The sequence below is a fragment of the Leifsonia poae genome, from assembly GCF_020009625.1.
Lineage (GTDB): Bacteria > Actinomycetota > Actinomycetes > Actinomycetales > Microbacteriaceae > Leifsonia > Leifsonia poae_A.
The window spans coordinates 1,388,753-1,403,744 of record NZ_JAIHLP010000002.1 but is presented as its reverse complement, the minus strand read 5'-3'; the positions used below and the strand labels follow the sequence as shown (position 1 = coordinate 1,403,744).

12 protein-coding genes are annotated in these 14,992 nt (G+C 69.5%); 10 read left to right on the top strand and 2 right to left on the bottom strand.

Annotated features, from left to right (window positions below; translation table 11 throughout):
• Positions 1–51: 51 nt before the first annotated feature.
• The 3 genes from K5L49_RS07315 (at position 52) to K5L49_RS07305 (ending at position 3,450) form a co-directional block, all read left to right on the top strand.
• Positions 52–1,011, top strand: coding sequence for a PDR/VanB family oxidoreductase (locus K5L49_RS07315; protein ID WP_223691555.1), 960 nt, complete (start codon positions 52–54; stop codon positions 1,009–1,011).
• A gap of 64 nt (positions 1,012–1,075) precedes the next feature.
• Positions 1,076–2,278 (top strand): amidohydrolase, encoded by a 1,203-nt coding sequence (locus K5L49_RS07310; RefSeq protein ID WP_223691553.1) that lies wholly within the window; start codon positions 1,076–1,078, stop codon positions 2,276–2,278.
• A complete protein-coding gene (locus tag K5L49_RS07305) occupies positions 2,275–3,450 on the top strand; it encodes a M20 metallopeptidase family protein (RefSeq protein WP_223691551.1) in 1,176 nt (391 codons plus the stop codon). The genes K5L49_RS07310 and K5L49_RS07305 overlap by 4 nt, the downstream gene beginning before the upstream one ends.
• Before the next feature lie 15 nt (positions 3,451–3,465).
• On the opposite strand, the gene K5L49_RS07300 is transcribed toward K5L49_RS07305, so the two are convergent.
• Entirely contained in the window at positions 3,466–4,203 is a 738-nt protein-coding gene (locus tag K5L49_RS07300; protein WP_223691549.1) for a FadR/GntR family transcriptional regulator, read from the bottom strand.
• A 162-nt stretch (positions 4,204–4,365) separates the two neighbouring features.
• Here K5L49_RS07300 and K5L49_RS07295 point away from each other — a divergent pair, with 162 nt between their 5' ends.
• From K5L49_RS07295 to K5L49_RS07265, 7 genes are all read left to right on the top strand, one after another.
• On the top strand, positions 4,366–6,036 hold the full coding sequence (locus tag K5L49_RS07295; protein WP_223691548.1) for a thiamine pyrophosphate-dependent enzyme: 1,671 nt from the start codon (positions 4,366–4,368) through the stop codon (positions 6,034–6,036).
• A complete protein-coding gene (locus tag K5L49_RS07290; RefSeq protein WP_223691547.1) occupies positions 6,033–7,466 on the top strand; it encodes an aldehyde dehydrogenase family protein in 1,434 nt (477 codons plus the stop codon). Before K5L49_RS07295 ends, K5L49_RS07290 begins: the two co-directional genes overlap by 4 nt.
• A 110-nt stretch (positions 7,467–7,576) precedes the next feature.
• On the top strand, positions 7,577–9,148 hold the full coding sequence (locus K5L49_RS07285; RefSeq protein WP_223691546.1) for an ABC transporter substrate-binding protein: 1,572 nt from the start codon (positions 7,577–7,579) through the stop codon (positions 9,146–9,148).
• A gap of 4 nt (positions 9,149–9,152) precedes the next feature.
• Positions 9,153–10,166, top strand: a complete 1,014-nt coding sequence (locus tag K5L49_RS07280; protein WP_223691545.1) for an ABC transporter permease — start codon at positions 9,153–9,155, stop codon at positions 10,164–10,166.
• On the top strand, positions 10,163–12,067 hold the full coding sequence (locus tag K5L49_RS07275; protein WP_223691544.1) for a dipeptide/oligopeptide/nickel ABC transporter permease/ATP-binding protein: 1,905 nt from the start codon (positions 10,163–10,165) through the stop codon (positions 12,065–12,067). Before K5L49_RS07280 ends, K5L49_RS07275 begins: the two co-directional genes overlap by 4 nt.
• The gene (locus K5L49_RS07270; RefSeq protein ID WP_223691543.1) at positions 12,067–12,885 is read left to right on the top strand and encodes an ABC transporter ATP-binding protein; all 819 of its coding nucleotides are present in this window, start codon (positions 12,067–12,069) and stop codon (positions 12,883–12,885) included. The genes K5L49_RS07275 and K5L49_RS07270 overlap by 1 nt, the downstream gene beginning before the upstream one ends.
• Positions 12,882–14,096 carry a M20 metallopeptidase family protein gene (locus K5L49_RS07265; protein WP_223691541.1) on the top strand — a complete coding sequence of 405 codons (1,215 nt, stop codon included), beginning with the start codon at positions 12,882–12,884 and terminating at the stop codon, positions 14,094–14,096. The genes K5L49_RS07270 and K5L49_RS07265 overlap by 4 nt, the downstream gene beginning before the upstream one ends.
• On the opposite strand, the gene K5L49_RS07260 is transcribed toward K5L49_RS07265, so the two are convergent.
• Positions 14,072–14,974, bottom strand: a complete 903-nt coding sequence (locus K5L49_RS07260) for a hypothetical protein (protein WP_223691540.1) — start codon at positions 14,972–14,974, stop codon at positions 14,072–14,074. The genes K5L49_RS07265 and K5L49_RS07260 overlap by 25 nt on opposite strands.
• Between the last annotated feature and the right edge of the window lie 18 nt (positions 14,975–14,992).

Sequence of the window (14,992 nt, the reverse complement as noted above, 5' to 3'; positions counted from 1 at the left end):
CATTGTTGCGAATTGATCGACAGTGGTGTCGGGATTCGAGAGAGGATGGCGATGACGCGTCCGACCAACGGCGGGCGGCGCCACCTCCGCGTCGAAGAACTGCGCCGCGAGGCGGAGGGGATCCTGTCGCTGAGACTGACCGACCCGGCCGGCGCGACCCTCCCGGCGTGGGCGCCCGGATCCCATATCGACCTGCGATTGCCCAGCGGAATCGAACGCCAATACTCGTTGTGCTCAGACCCGGCCGATCGCGTCGGATGGCGCATCGCCGTACTTCGGGAGGACAACGGTCGCGGCGGCTCTCGCGAGGTGCATGGCACCGTCCGTCCCGGCGACCTCGTCGAGGTGTCCGACCCGATCGACACGTTCTCGTTCCAGCCCGGGCAGGAGACCGTCTTCGTCGCCGGAGGCGTCGGGATCACCCCGATCCTGCCGATGGTGCGGGCCGTGCGGGCGAGCGGCCTACCGTGGCGGCTGCTCTACCTCGGGCGGTCGCGCGAGACGATGGCGTACGTGAACGACCCCCTTCTCGCGCATCCCCGGGTCGATGTGTTCGCGGCCGACGAAGGGCGGCGAGCCGATCTGCGCACTGAGCTCGGCACGCTCGCACCGGGCACCGCCGTCTTCGCCTGCGGGCCGGCGCGGCTGCTCGACGCGATGGAGGATGTGGCCACAGACTGGCCGGCACGCACACTCCGGGTCGAGCGGTTCCACGCAAAACCGCTCGCCGCACCCGTATCGACGGATGCGTTCGAGGTGGATGCGCGCCGCTCCGGCCTCACCGTCACCGTGGAACCGGGATGCAGCATCCTCGACACGCTCGAACGCGCCGGCATCAGCGTGCCGAACTCGTGCCGGGAGGGCGTCTGCGGCACCTGCGAGACGACGATCGTTGACGGCGCGGCGGACCATCGCGACTCCATCCTGAGCCCGGAGGAGCGGGAGGAGAACGAGACGATGATGATCTGCGTCTCCCGCTCCATCGAGTCGCGGCTCGTCCTCGACATCTGAATGACAGGACTGGGGAACGAATGAGAGAAGCGACCAAGACCACCGACCGGGAAGGAAGCTCGACATGACGATCGTCGCAGTGAGGGGAGGGCGGGTGTTCACCGGTCTCGGCGCCACGTTCGACGGCGGGACGGTACTGCTCGACGGCCCACGCATCCTCGCGGTCGGGGACAGGATCGAGCCGCCCGCTGGGGCGACGATCGTCGACGCCGGCGGCTGCTGGGTGACACCGGGTCTCATCGACGCGCACAGCCACGTCGGCGTGCACGAAGAGGCGAACGGCTGGGCGGGGGCGGACGGCAGCGAGCTCTCCGGACCGAACATGGCAGGCATCCGGGCGCTCGATGCGATCACCATCGATGACATCGGCTTCGAGGATGCGGTCACAGGCGGCGTGACGGCGACAGTCGTCAAACCGGGGTCGGGAAATCCGATCGGCGGCGTGAGCGCAGCGCTGAAGACCTGGGGAGGATCGACCGTCGACCAGCAGGTGATCTCACCGGCGGTCGGGGTGAAGTCGGCGCTCGGCGAGAACCCGAAACAGGTCTACGGGGAGCGGAAGCAGTTGCCGAGCACCCGGATGGGCGTCGCGTTCGTCATCCGCCAGGCGCTCCTCGACGCCCGGCACTATGCCGGCTCGACCGAGCCGGAGAAGCGGATCGACCTCACCCTGGAGGCGCTCGGTGCCGCGCTCAGGGGAGAACTGCTCTGGGATCAGCACGCCCACCGGCACGACGATATCGCGACGGCCATCCGGCTCGCCGACGAGTTCGGGCTGCGGCTGGTGATCAACCACGGTACCGAGGCCGACCGGGTGGCGCCCCTGCTCGCCGAACGGGACATCCCCGTGATCTTCGGGCCGATGCTGACGACGCGCTCGAAAGTGGAGGTCCGGAACGCGGGCCCGGCCACGGTCGTGGCACTGGATCGTGCCGGCGTGCGGGTCGCCCTCACCACCGACCATCCGGTGTTCCCCATCGGGCAGCTGCGGCTCCAGGCCGCGACTGCCGTTCGGTCCGGCCTTCCCTGGTCGACGGCGCTCGCCGCGGTCACTTCGCAGGCGGCCCGGATCATCGGTCTCGACGGCCGGATCGGCGCCATCGCAGCGGGCCTCGACGCCGACCTCGTGCTCTGGTCGGGCGACCCGTTCGAGATCTCGTCTCGCGCAGAACTGGTGTACATCGACGGGAGAGTCGTCGCCGAATGGACCGGGGGCGGCCATCGTCTCGCATCCCGGTGGCCGACGGCCGGAACGGAGACCCGATGACGCTGAAGGAGGATGCGGCGCTTCTGCTGGCGGACCTCGTGCGAGTGCGGCGGGCCCTGCATGCGGAGCCCGAGGTCGGGCTCGACCTTCCGCGCACCCAGGCGGCGATCCTGAAGGAGCTCGACGGTCTCGGCCTCGAGATCATCCTCGGGCGCGCGTCGAGTTCGGTCGTCGCCGTGCTGCACGGCGCCCACCCCGGCCCGGCGGTGCTCCTGCGAGCCGATATGGATGCTCTTCCCCTCACCGAGGCGACGAGACTGCCGTACGCGTCGACGAACGGGGCGATGCACGCCTGCGGTCACGACCTCCACGTCGCGGGACTCCTCGGGGCCGCCCGGCTTCTCGCCGCGCGGCGCGAGACGATCGCGGGTTCGGTGGTCTTCATGTTCCAGCCGGGGGAGGAGTCCGGCGGTGGCGCTCTGTCGATGCTCGCGGAGGGCGTTCTCGAGGCGGCCGGTGTCCCGGTTTCGGCCGCCTACGGCATCCATGTGATGCCGGGTGCGCCCGGCGTGTTCTCGACCCGGCCCGGTGCGCTCATGGCGGGTGCGAACGTGCTGAGAATCGAGGTGATCGGCCGGGGTGGGCACGGGTCGAAGCCGCACGACGCGCTCGACCCTGTTCCGGTGCTCGCGGAGATCGTGCTGGCTTTGCAGGCCTTCGTCACTCGTCGCTTCGACGTTTTCGACCCGGTGGTGCTGACGGTCACGAAGCTGGCCGCGAGCGAGGTGTTGAACGTGATCCCGGAGTCGGCACGGCTGGCGGCGACCGTACGCACTCTCTCCGACCGCTCAGTCGAGGTGCTCCAGTCGGAGCTCCCGGTGCTGGCCGGGCGCATCGCCGCGGCACACGGATGCGCGGCCCGCGTCGATTTCGAGGCGGTCTACCCGGTCACGGTGAATGATGCCGCGTCGGCCGATCGCTCGCTCGCCGTGCTGCGCCGCCAGTTCGGGGTGGAGCGTGTCGAGCCGGCGGCGTCGCCCATGATGGCGTCGGAGGACTTCTCGTTCGTGTTGCGTGAGGTTCCCGGGGCCTTCGTCTTCCTTGGGGCGACGCCCGCGCAGATCGCTCCGGCCGACGCCGAGATGAACCATTCCCCGCGCGCAGTGTTCGATGACGGCATCCTCGCCGATCATGCCGCCGCTCTCGCCGCTCTGGCACTGGACCACCTCTGAGCGGCGGCGGTTCGGCTAGCGGCCGAGGGTGCGGTGGCGCACGATCGCCATGCGCTGCAACTCGGGGTCGCGAGAGCGAATCGCTTCGACGAGGTCGTGGTGGATGCGCAACCGTTCGTCGGAGTCCGGCTGGAACCCCGGCACGGCGAGGGTGCCGGAGTCGCGCTCCTCGGCATCCCCTTCGATGTAGTCGACCAGGTTGAGGTAGAACGTGCGCAGAACGGCGTTGGGGGAGATCTCTGCGATCCGGCGGTGGAGCTTCCAATTGCAGTGCAGGCCCTCGACCGGGTCGTGCCAGACGGCGGAGAGCTCTTCCATCAGCGCGTCGAGGTCGCGGAGGTCCTGGTCGGTGCGGTGCAGGGCCGCATCGCGCACGACGGCCTCATCGAGGGCGTCGAGCACCGCGACGACCTCGTTGACGGTCGCGCCGCGTTCGCGAAGCTGGAGCACGCTGTGCGCCAGACGGATGAGCGGGGACTGGTTGGCGACGAAGACCCCGCCGCCCGGACCGGGTCGGGCTTCGATCACGCCGCGACCGCGCAGCACGCGAAGAGCCTCGCCCAGGGTGGCCGGCGCGATGCCGAACTGTTCGGCCAGTTCCTGTTTGGTGCCGATCCGGTGTCCTGCGGGGAGTTTGTCGCGCAGGATGATCGCTTCGATCTCGTCGACGACGGTGTCGGCCACCGAGTTCGCGCCGCGCACCCGCCCGAACGACGGGGTCGTCCGCGTCTTCGAGCCCTCTGCGAATGTCATGCGTTCTCCGATATGTCTGGGCGGTTGGTCTGCGCCACGCCTTCACATCCTAGGGAGCCCGACCCCCGATTCGACCGCCGAATTGACGGCGGGGCGAGATTTGCCATAATTCATTGTAACCAATACAGTGAATCGAGCGACGGAGCTCAGGAGAGGAATCCCATGACACAGCCGACCGGCGGAGACATCCTCGCGGAGTCCCTTGCCAGCCAGGGGGTCACGCAGATCTTCGGTATCCCGGGCGTCCAGCTCGACGCGGCAGCGGATGCGCTCTACGCGCGCTCCGACCGTCTCGCGTTCACCTGCGCCCGCAACGAGCAGGCGACGACCTACATGGCCGATGGGTACGCCCGGAGCACCGGCGACGTCGGGGTGGCGATGGTCGTACCCGGCCCGGGAGTGCTCAACGCTCTCTCCGGACTCGCCACCGCGTACTCGGCCAACTCCCCGGTGCTGCTGCTCGCCGGCCAGATCGACTCGGCGGCCATCGGCCGCGGGCTCGGCGCCCTGCACGAGATCCCCGATCAGAGCGGGCACCTGGAGCGGCTCACCAAGTGGAACGGGATCGCCCGCTCGGCCGACGAGATCCCCGGTCTGGTGCGCGAAGCGTTCGTGCAGCTCCGCAGCGGTCGCCCCCGGCCAGTGGCGCTGGAGGTTCCGCCCGATGTGCTCGCGGCGCCGACGAATGCCGTCGTCGCCGACCGGGTGCTCCCGTCCCCCATCCTGCCGGCCGCATCGGATGTGGATGCCGCAGTGGCGCTGCTCGCCGCGGCGAAGCGACCGATGATCTACGTCGGCGGCGGCGCGATCGCCGGGAACGCCACGGCGGCCCTGCGCGAACTCGCCGAAGCGCTGGAGGCTCCCGTGCTCATGAGCGAGAACGGTCGGGGTGCCCTCGATGCCCGCCACCGCCTCGCCTTCGACGGCCTCGCCCTCCGGGCGTTCCGGGAGCAGGCCGACCTCGTTCTCGCCGTCGGGACCCGATTCGTGTCGACGGTCGGCACGGCGATGAACACCGGGAACGCACGCGTCATCCTGCTGAACGCCGAGGAGGCCGACCTCGGAGATCCGCGACCGGCCGAACTGCGCATCCATGCCGACTCCGCCGCCGGGCTCGCCGCGATCGCGGCCCAGCTCGGGCGACCGTCGCGGTCGTCGCGCGAGGCGGAATTCGCAGGCGTACGGGCCTGGCTCGAGGCGCAGTTCCAAGACATCGCCCCGCAGCGGGAGTACCTCGCCGCCATCCGCGGTGCGCTGCCGGACAACGGCGTCTTCGTCAGCGAGTTCACCCAGGTCGGGTACGCCGCCAGCGCGTGCTATCCGGCGTACCAGCCGCGCACCTACGTCGGCCCCGGCTACCAGGGCACCCTCGGCTACGGCTTCGCTACAGCGCTCGGGGTGAAGGCGGCGGATCCCGATCGGGCGGTCGTGTCGGTGTCGGGCGACGGCGGGTTCTCCTGGACCATGCAAGAGCTCTCGACGGCCAAGCGTTACGGCCTGGGGCTTGTGACGATCGTCTTCCACGATGGATTCTTCGGCAATGTGCGGCGGATTCAGAAGAACCGCTATGACGCACGGTACTTCGCCAGCGATCTCACGAACCCCGACTATGGCCAATTGGCGTCGGCGTTCGGCATCGCCTCCGCCCGAGCCTTCGATCCGGCACAGCTGGCCGGCGTCGTCTCGGATGCGGTCGCGGCGAACGAGCCGATCCTCATCGAGGTGCCGGTGGGCGAGTTCCCCTCGCCGTGGCACCTGATCCACGAGGGGATCCCGCGCCCCCAGCCGCTCGCGCCCGACGCCCACCTGGTCGCGGAGGGCAGCCGATCGTGACGAAGCCGACGGCGCACTACATCGACGGGGTCTGGGAGAGTGCACTCGGTCGCCCGCTGATCGAGGTGGACAATCCCGCCGACGGTTCCCTGGTGGGCGCTGTCGTCGCCGGCGACGCCCGCGATGCGGACCGAGCCGTCGAGGCCGCGCGGCGGGCGTTCCCCGGATGGGCGGCGACGCCCCTGGCCGAACGGATCGCCCTGATCGAAAGGATGGCTGCCGGCATCGAACGGGAACGGGACCGCCTCGCCGGTCTCCTCTCCGCCGAGATGGGGGCGCCGATCGGATTCGCGCGGGCCGCCCAGGTCGGCGTCGCGCTCGCCGACCTGGCCGCTCTCGCCGCCGCCGCGCGCGATCATGAGCATGCGACCGCCGTGTCGAACTCGCTCGTCGTCTCCGAGCCGGCCGGTGTCGTGGTCGCGATCACGCCCTGGAACTTCCCTCTGCACCAGATCGTCCTCAAGGTCGGCGGCGCGTTGCTCGCCGGCTGCACCGTCGTGCTCAAGCCGAGCGAGATCGCGCCGCTCAACGCGGCCGCCCTCGCCCGGATCCTGCACGACGCGGGAGCTCCCCCCGGAGTCGTGAACGTCGTGTTCGGCGACGGGGCCGGAGTGGGGGAGCCGCTCGCCGCGCATCCCGGTGTCGACCTCGTGACGTTCACCGGGTCGCGGGCCGTCGGGGAACGGATCGCCGTGGTCGCTGCGGCGAACATCACGCGGGTCGCCCTGGAGCTCGGCGGGAAGTCGGCGGCGATCGTGCTCGACGATGCCTCCGTCGCGGATTCGGTGGCCGGTGTGCTGCGATCGTGCTTCGCCAATTCCGGCCAGACGTGCGCGGCGCTGACGCGGGTGCTCGTGCCGGCGTCGATGCTCGACGAGTGGACGCGGGCGGCCGTCGCCGCCAGCGCGGACTGGCAGCCGGGGGACCCTGGGGTGGAGGGGACGGCGATCGGGCCTCTGGCCTCGCAGACCCAGCTGCAGCGGGTGCGCGACCACATCGCCGCGGCGATCGATGACGGCGCAGAGCTGTTGGCCGGCGGTCTGGACGCCCCTTCGGGGCTCGCCGGTGGCGCGTACGTGAGGCCGACGATCTTCGGCGGCGTCACGCCGTCGATGAGGCTGTTCCGTGAGGAAGTGTTCGGGCCGGTGCTGGCGGTGACCGCGTACGACTCGCTCGACGAGGCCGTCGCGCTGGCGAACGACAGTGACTACGGGCTCTCCGGTGGCGTCTGGTCGGCGGATGCACGGCGCGCGCTCGACGTGGCGCTGCGGTTGCGCACCGGTACGGTCGGGATCAATGGAGCCGGCCTCGATGTCGGCGCGCCTTTCGGCGGCTATAAGCAGTCCGGTGTCGGCCGCGAGTGCGGGGCAGCGGGACTCGCCGAGTTCTTCGAGACGAAGTCGGTGATGGGCGCGGCCTCGCTCGCCTGACTCGAAACACAGTTGTTACACAACAGTCATTGCCTTATAACACGTATTCATAATAATCAATTAACACCATTGTTGTGCGGAACCCGAAAGAGCACCAAGAGAGGAACACCATGAAACGGAGCATTGGCGCTGTCGTTGCGGGGGCGGCAGCCATCGCTCTCACGCTAGTCGGCTGTTCGGGAACGGGCGGAGGTGGCAGCACCGGGGGGACGCTGTCCTACGCCATCAGCGCGGATCCGGGCAAGATCAACCCGATCACGAACGCGACCCAAGCCGGCGAAGAGGTGGCGGCATTCACCTACGAGTCGCTGGTGAGCTTCCCTCCGGGCAAAGACGCCGAGGGTCTCATCGCCGAGAAGTGGACCGAGACGCCGACCAGCGTGACGTTCACGCTCAAACAGGGCGTGCTGTGCTCAGACGGCAAACCGCTCACGGCCGACGATGTCAAGGCGACGTTCGCCTACGCCGCCGACGAGAAGACGGGCTCGCCGTACAAGGGCGTCTACTTCCCGGCATCCGGCATGACCGTCGCCGCTGACGATGCCGCCCGCACGGTCACCTTCACAACCGACAAGCCCCAGAGCTTCCTGGTGAGCACTATCGGGGCGCTGCCGATCGTCTGCGCCTCCGGGCTGGCCGATCCGTCGTCGCTCGACACCAAGGCATTCGGCACCGGGCCGTACGTTCTCGACTCCTCCTCGCCGGGCCAGACCTACTCGTTCACCCTGCGCAAGGATTACACCTGGGGCCCGGGCGGTGTGACCAGCACGACGAAGGGTCTGCCCCAGACGGTCGACATGCAGGTGGTCACGAGTGCGTCGACCCAGGCGAACATGCTGCAGTCAGGCGAGCTCCAGTACGGCGCCGTCGCCGGCACCGAGCGCGACCGGCTCAAGGCGGGCGACTACACGACGCTCGATGTGCCGCTGCGCCCCGGTCTGCTCTTCTTCAATCAGGCGGAGGGCCGCCCCGGACACGACCTCGCAGTGCGAGAGGCCATCGCCCAGGCGATCGACCGCAAATCGGTGGGCGAAGTGTCTTCGGCTGGGCGCGGCAAGGTGCTGAACACCCTGATCTCCGACTTCGGGTCGGCCTGCACCGCGATGGACAGCAGCGCCTCCATCCCCGGATTCGACCTGAAGGCGGCGGCCACCGCGCTCGATGCCGCGGGCTGGAAGGCCGGATCGGACGGGATCCGCGAGAAGGACGGCAAGAAGCTCTCGCTGAAGATCCTTTATCCGGCAAAGGAAGGCCAGTCGACGACCGCCGCCATCGAACTCCTGCAGCAGGAGCTCGCCAAGGCGGGCATCGATGCCCAGCCGGCGCCGTCGGGCAGCTACACCGATGTGATCTTCCAGGGCGGAGACTGGGACCTCGTGTGGGCTCCGATCTACACGAGCCTGCCGAGCGACTGGCAGGGGATCCTGTCGGGCGAGTTCCCCCCGAACGGCGGCAACTGGACGTACAACACGAACCAGCAGTACTTCGACCTCGCGGCGAAGGCGCAGACCATCGCGGGCGACGCGAGCTGCGGCACGTGGGAGCAGGCGCAGAACTCGCTGTTCAGCAACCTCGAAGTGCTGCCGATCTCGTCGTCGACGACCACGCTCTACGGCAAGGGCCTCACCTTCGGCCTGTCGAAGACCGTGATCGCTCCGACCACGCTGCGCCTGACAAAGTAGTGGAATGACGGTCACGACCACAGTCCCGACGGACTCCGGCCCGGCGGCTCCCACGCGGAGCCGCCGGGGCAACCGGTGGATCGTCTTCTTCCTCCGGCGGGCCTGGCGGATGGTCGTCGCGATGTTCGTCATCGTCACGGCGGCCTTCCTCGTGCTCCGGCTCTCCGGCGGCGATCCGGTGCGGAGCGCTCTCGGCGCCACAGCTGCCGAGAGCGTCGTGCAGGCGCGGCGCGAACAGTTGGGCCTCAACGACCCGCTGATCGTGCAGTTCTGGAACTACCTCACGGGGATCTTCCACGGCGATCTCGGCGTCTCGCTGATCACCGGACGTTCGGTCACGGAGCTCGTGCAGAACCGCCTGCCGGCGACGCTCGAACTCGCCGGGCTTTCCTTCGTGGTAGTGCTGGTGATCGCCGTCCCGGTCGGACTCGGCATCGCGCTGCTGACGCGGGGCGGTCGCCGACGGGGTGCAGAGGTGGCCTTCACCGGTATCACCGGCCTGATCGCGGCGATCCCCGAGTACGTGCTCGCCGTCGCGCTCGTCGTCGTATTCGCCATCACCGCGCAGCTCTTCCCCGTCGCCGGCCGCAGCACCCCGGCATCCTATGTGCTGCCCGTCCTCGCACTCTCGCTCGTCTCCGCGGCCTCGCTCTCGCGCATCGCCCGGGTGGAGGCGCTCGGCGTGCTGAAAGAGGACTACATCCGCACCGCTCGGTCGAAGCGGATCCCGAATTGGATGGTCAATATGCGGCACGCCCTCCCGAACATGTTGACGGCGACCCTCACGCTCGGCGGAACACTGCTGGCGACGATGGTCGCCAGCAGTGTTCTCGTGGAGCAGGTCTTCAACTGGCCGGGCCTCGGGACGGCCTTCGTGCAGGCGATCGTCTCGAAGGACTATGGCATCGTTCAGGGTCTCGCTCTGGTCTACGCGGCCGTGATCCTCGTCATCAACCTGATCGTGGACGTCGTGCTCTCCTTCCTCGACCGCCGGACAACCCTCCTGGACACCGCATGAAACGCTCACGCACGTTCTTCCGGTCGCCGATGGCGATCATCTCCCTCGTTCTGCTGGCTGTGCTCGTGCTGCTCGCGATCGTCGCGCCGATCCTGTGGGGGGACGCGGCGTCGACGCCCGACCCCGGCGGCATTCTGCAGGGTTCGAGCGCCGCGCATCCGCTCGGGACCGACAGTCTCGGCCGCGACGTTCTGCTGCGCACCCTCGTCGCCACGCGGCTGTCGCTCGGGATGGCGCTCCTCGCCACGGCGCTCGGCGCCGCTGCCGGGCTCACGCTCGGCGCATTGCCGGCGGTGTTCGGCCCGCGAACGCAGCGCTGGTTCGGCAGCGTCATCAACACCTGGCTCGCCTTCCCGGTGCTGCTCGTCGCCATGCTCACGGTCATCCTGCTCGGCGCAGGGTCGACGACGGCTGTCGTCGCGCTGGCGCTGACCATGACACCGTCGTTCGCGCGGCTCGCGCAGACCCTGTCGTCGCGGGTCGGCGGCTCGGAGTACTTGGCGGCTGCGCGCCTGCTCGGCGTCTCCCGCGGGCGGCAGTTCCGCCGCTACATCCTGCCCAACATCGCGGAACCCGTGATCGTGAACGTGACGCTCTCGATCGGCGGCGGCCTCCTCGCCCTCTCGAGCCTCAGCTTCCTCGGCGTCGGCGTCCAGCCGCCGCAATACGACTGGGGTCGGATGCTCAGCGAAGCCTTCGAGCAGGTCTACAGCTCACCGATCGCCGTCGTCGGTCCGGCCGTCGCGGTGGTGCTCGCCGGTGTCACATTCGGGATGCTCGGCGAGGCTCTCGCTGCCCACCTGCGCAACCACGGGTCGCGCACCGTCTCGGTCCGCGCACTCGGCGAGGCCCCGCAGGTCGAGGGGACCGCTCCCGCACCCGAGTCGGAGGTCGTGCTCCAGGTCGACGGGCTGACGGTCTCGTTCCCGGGCGAGAACGGTTGGATCCGTCCCGTGCAGGACGTCACCTTCAGCGTGCGGTCGGGCGAGATCGTCGGGGTCGTCGGTGAATCCGGAAGCGGCAAGAGCGTCACCATGATGGCCGTCGCCCAGCTCTCGGCGCCCGGCGCCGTCGTGCGCTCCCGGGCGCTGCGCCTGGACGGCGTCGAGCTGAGCTCACTCAGTGCGGGTGCCGCACGGCAGAAGCTGGCGCGCTCCATCGGCGTCGTCTTCCAGGACTCGCTGACCGCCCTCAACCCGGCGATGCGCGTCGGGGCGCAGGTTGCGGAAGGCCCCCGCGTGCACGAGAAGCTGCGCCGTGCCGAGGCGGGGGAGCGCGCCGTACAGGCGCTAGCCGATGTCAGCATCCCCGACCCGGAACGGCGCGCACAGCAGTTCCCGCACGAGTACTCGGGAGGGATGCGTCAACGCGCGCTGATCGCGATGTCCCAGATCGGCAAGCCGGCGCTGATCATCGCCGACGAACCGACGACCGCGCTCGACGTCACCGTGCAGAAGCGCGTGCTCGCCCTGCTTCGCCGGGAGTGCGAGCAGACCGGGGCCGCGGCGATCGTGGTCTCGCACGACATCGCGGTTCTCGCCGAACTCTGTCAGCGCATCCTCGTCATGTACGCGGGACGCATCGTGGAAGATCTCGACGTGCGGATGCTCGCGGAGCCGGAGCGTCTCGCCCATCCGTACACCCGCGCACTGGCGGCCTCGCTGCCGGATCTGCAGACCGACCGCACGGCCCCGCTCGCGACGATCCCGGGGGAGCCGCCGGACCTCTCCGCCCCGGTCATCGGCTGCGGTTTCGCCGCCCGGTGCTCCTTCGCCACCGACCTCTGCCGTACTCAGACGCCGCCGCTGATCGAACACGGCAACGGCGGCCGGCTCGCCTGCTGGCATCCCCAGGACGAGGTGTTCGCCGAGGCGGAACTGCTGGAAGGGACGAGAGGCTGATGGCACATCTCCACGTCGACGACCTGGTGGTCACATTCGGCCGGGGGCAGGCGGCGTTCAACGCCGTCGACGGCGTCTCGTTCTCCGTCCCGGACGGTACGACGCTCGGGCTGGTCGGCGAGTCGGGCTCCGGCAAGTCGACGGTCGCGCGCGCGATCGCGGGTCTGCAGCCGGTCGACTCCGGCTCGATCCGCCTCGACGGCACCGACGTGCTGCAGCAGCGGGCCCGCGACCGACGCAGGCGGGCCGGGCAAGTGCAGATGATCTTCCAGGACCCGTACTCGTCGCTCAACCCGCGGATGACCGTCGGCGAGACGGTGGAGGAGGCGCTGCTCACCCATCGGGCGCTGGATCGGCGCGAACGGCAGGCGTCGGTGCGCGAACTCCTCGAGCTCGTGCGGCTGAAAGCGTCGACCATCGACCAGTACCCGGCTCAGCTCTCCGGCGGGATGCGCCAGCGCGTCGCGATCGCGCGCTGTCTCGCCGTGCGTCCGCGGCTCATCGTGGCGGACGAGATCACCTCGGCGCTCGATGCCAGCGTGCAGGGCGCGGTGCTCAACCTCATTCGCGACCTGCAGCGCGAACTGGAACTTTCGATGCTCTTCATCACCCACAACCTTGCCGCGGTGCGCTACATCGCCGACACCACGGCGGTGATGAGTCGTGGCAAGATCGTCGAGATCGGCGAGTCGGACGAGATCGTGCGCAACCCGTCGCATCCGTACACCCGCACCCTCGTGGATGCGATCCCGCGCATCGAGAACGCCGGAACCGACCGCCTTCTTTCGGGCCTCGCCGAGGGGGTGGTGCGCCGATGAGCGGCCGGACCGACACCGTGACAGCCGAGACGATCCTGCCCGGGCTCGTGGCGCTGCGGCGCGAGATCCATGCCGACCCCGAGACGGGTTCCCAGCTGCCCCGGACGCAGGCGCGCATCCTCACCGCCCTTCGGCCGCTCGGCCTGGAGATCACGCTCGGCCGCGGTCTCAGCTCGATCGTCGCGGTGCTCCGCGGGGGCCGCCCCGGGCCGGCCGTGCTCCTTCGCGCCGACATGGATGCGCTCCCGCTGGTCGAGGAGACGGGTCTCGACTACGCGGCACAGGGCGATCGGATGCACGCCTGCGGCCATGATCTGCACGTCGCCGCCCTCGTCGGCGCGGCGACACTCCTGAGTGCCGGGCGGGACTCGCTCGCTGGCGATGTCGTGTTCATGTTCCAGCCTGCTGAGGAAGTGGGAGACGGTGCCAAGACGATGATCGAGGAGGGCCTGCTCGACATCCTCGGCCGTCCCCCGATCGCTGCGTACGGCATCCACGTCGTGCCGGGGGAGTACGGCGTCTTCTCGACCCGTCCGGGCACCCTCATGGCGGGCGCGCTGGAGGCGAGCGTCACCGTGACCGGGTCCGGCGGACACGCATCGGCGCCGCATCTGGCCACCGATCCGGTTCCTGTCGTCGCTGAGATGATCGCTGCTCTGCAGACATTCGCGACGCGTGAGTTCGACGTGTTCGACCCGGTGGTTGTGAGCGTGACCCAGGTGCACGCCGGCGGCCAGGCTCGCAATATCATCCCGGACGAGGCTCGGCTCGGCGCGTCGATCCGGGTGCTCTCCCGGGCGAACCAGGAGAGGGTCGCCCGGCGCCTCCCGGTTCTGCTCAGCGCGATCGCCGAGGCCCACGGATGCCGCGCGGCGGTGACCGTCGACACGCTGTGCCCGCCGACCGTGAACGACGACGCGGCCGCCCTGCTCGCGCTGGATGTGCTGGAACGGATGTTCGGGCCCGAGCGGGTTCGTCGTTCGGCGGCCCCGGTGATGGGGTCGGAGGATTTCGCCTTCGTGCTGGAGCGTGTGCCGGGGGCGTTCGTCTTCCTCCGGGCGACGCCGCCGCATCTCGATCCGGACGCGGTGGCGCCGAACCACCATTCCCGGGCGGTGTTCGACGACGCGGTGCTGGCAGACCAGGCCCTCGCGCTCGCCGAACTCGCCCGGGAGACGCTCCGGCGTCAGGAGTGGGTCGAGTCCGCGTAGAAGGCGGCGAGATCGATCTTCATCCGCTTCACGATCTCTTCGTCGACGAACGTCATATGGCCGGACTCGTAGAACCGGAACCGGATGTTCTCGCGCAGGGCAGGTGCGAGGTACAGGTGCGAGACGTCGTGCTCTGCCGAGGCGAACGGCGTGGCCAGGTCGTACACCCCGCCGAGGAACGCCACCTTCAGGTGGGGGTTGCGCCGCACGGCCGCCGAGAGGTCGAGCGCGACGTTGGGCGCCGGAAGCGGGGCGTCGATTCCCGGGGCCTTGTGGTGCCAGTCCCAGGCCCGGGAGATCTCCATGTTGTGGAGGTGCCGGTAGTGCAACCCGCTTTCGTAGCCCAGGTCGCCCGCGACGTGTTCGCGGAACGTGGAGAGGTGGGCGCTGTTCACGCCGGCGGTCGCCGCGTCATCGGTCGCGGGGTCGTGCGATCCGGTTCCGATCACGAATTGGTGCTCCGCCAGGAACCGGGTGTCGAACCGGCCGACGACCCGTCCCTCTTCGGCGAGGAGGGCGTAACGGTACTGCTCCATGTCGATCCGCAGCTTGTTCTTCAGCAGGAGCGCGGTGTCGAGACCGATGAGGGTGGAGAGCCGTTCGGCGACGGTGCGCTCGGCCGCGGCGTCGATGAGGTCGCCGCGCTGCAGCGCGTGCGCGTAGTCGCCGCCCGCGAAGTCTTTCGCCTGGGCGATGACCTCGGCGAGGGTGTCCGCGCCGGTGCGCCCGCGACCGTGGTAGTGCGCCGTCGCCGCGAATGACGGGAGCATGTTGATGTAACCCTGATCGAGGCCGAGGTTGTTCTCGGCCCAGTTGAGCACGGTGGAGAGCATCACGACGCCGTTGAAGTCGATGCCGCGATTCTGCAGTGCGTGCACGAGGCCGGCCGCGCGGGT

Bases quoted from the DNA above. Each gene is read 5' to 3' on its own strand.
- K5L49_RS07315 (WP_223691555.1), top strand. From the start codon at position 52: ATGACGCGTCCGACCAACGGCGGGCGGCGCCACCTCCGCGTCGAAGAA.
- K5L49_RS07310 (WP_223691553.1), top strand. From the start codon at position 1,076: ATGACGATCGTCGCAGTGAGGGGAGGGCGGGTGTTCACCGGTCTCGGC.
- K5L49_RS07305 (WP_223691551.1), top strand. From the start codon at position 2,275: ATGACGCTGAAGGAGGATGCGGCGCTTCTGCTGGCGGACCTCGTGCGA.
- K5L49_RS07300 (WP_223691549.1), bottom strand. From the start codon at position 4,203: ATGACATTCGCAGAGGGCTCGAAGACGCGGACGACCCCGTCGTTCGGG.
- K5L49_RS07295 (WP_223691548.1), top strand. From the start codon at position 4,366: ATGACACAGCCGACCGGCGGAGACATCCTCGCGGAGTCCCTTGCCAGC.
- K5L49_RS07285 (WP_223691546.1), top strand. From the start codon at position 7,577: ATGAAACGGAGCATTGGCGCTGTCGTTGCGGGGGCGGCAGCCATCGCT.
- K5L49_RS07280 (WP_223691545.1), top strand. From the start codon at position 9,153: ATGACGGTCACGACCACAGTCCCGACGGACTCCGGCCCGGCGGCTCCC.
- K5L49_RS07275 (WP_223691544.1), top strand. From the start codon at position 10,163: ATGAAACGCTCACGCACGTTCTTCCGGTCGCCGATGGCGATCATCTCC.
- K5L49_RS07270 (WP_223691543.1), top strand. From the start codon at position 12,067: ATGGCACATCTCCACGTCGACGACCTGGTGGTCACATTCGGCCGGGGG.
- K5L49_RS07265 (WP_223691541.1), top strand. From the start codon at position 12,882: ATGAGCGGCCGGACCGACACCGTGACAGCCGAGACGATCCTGCCCGGG.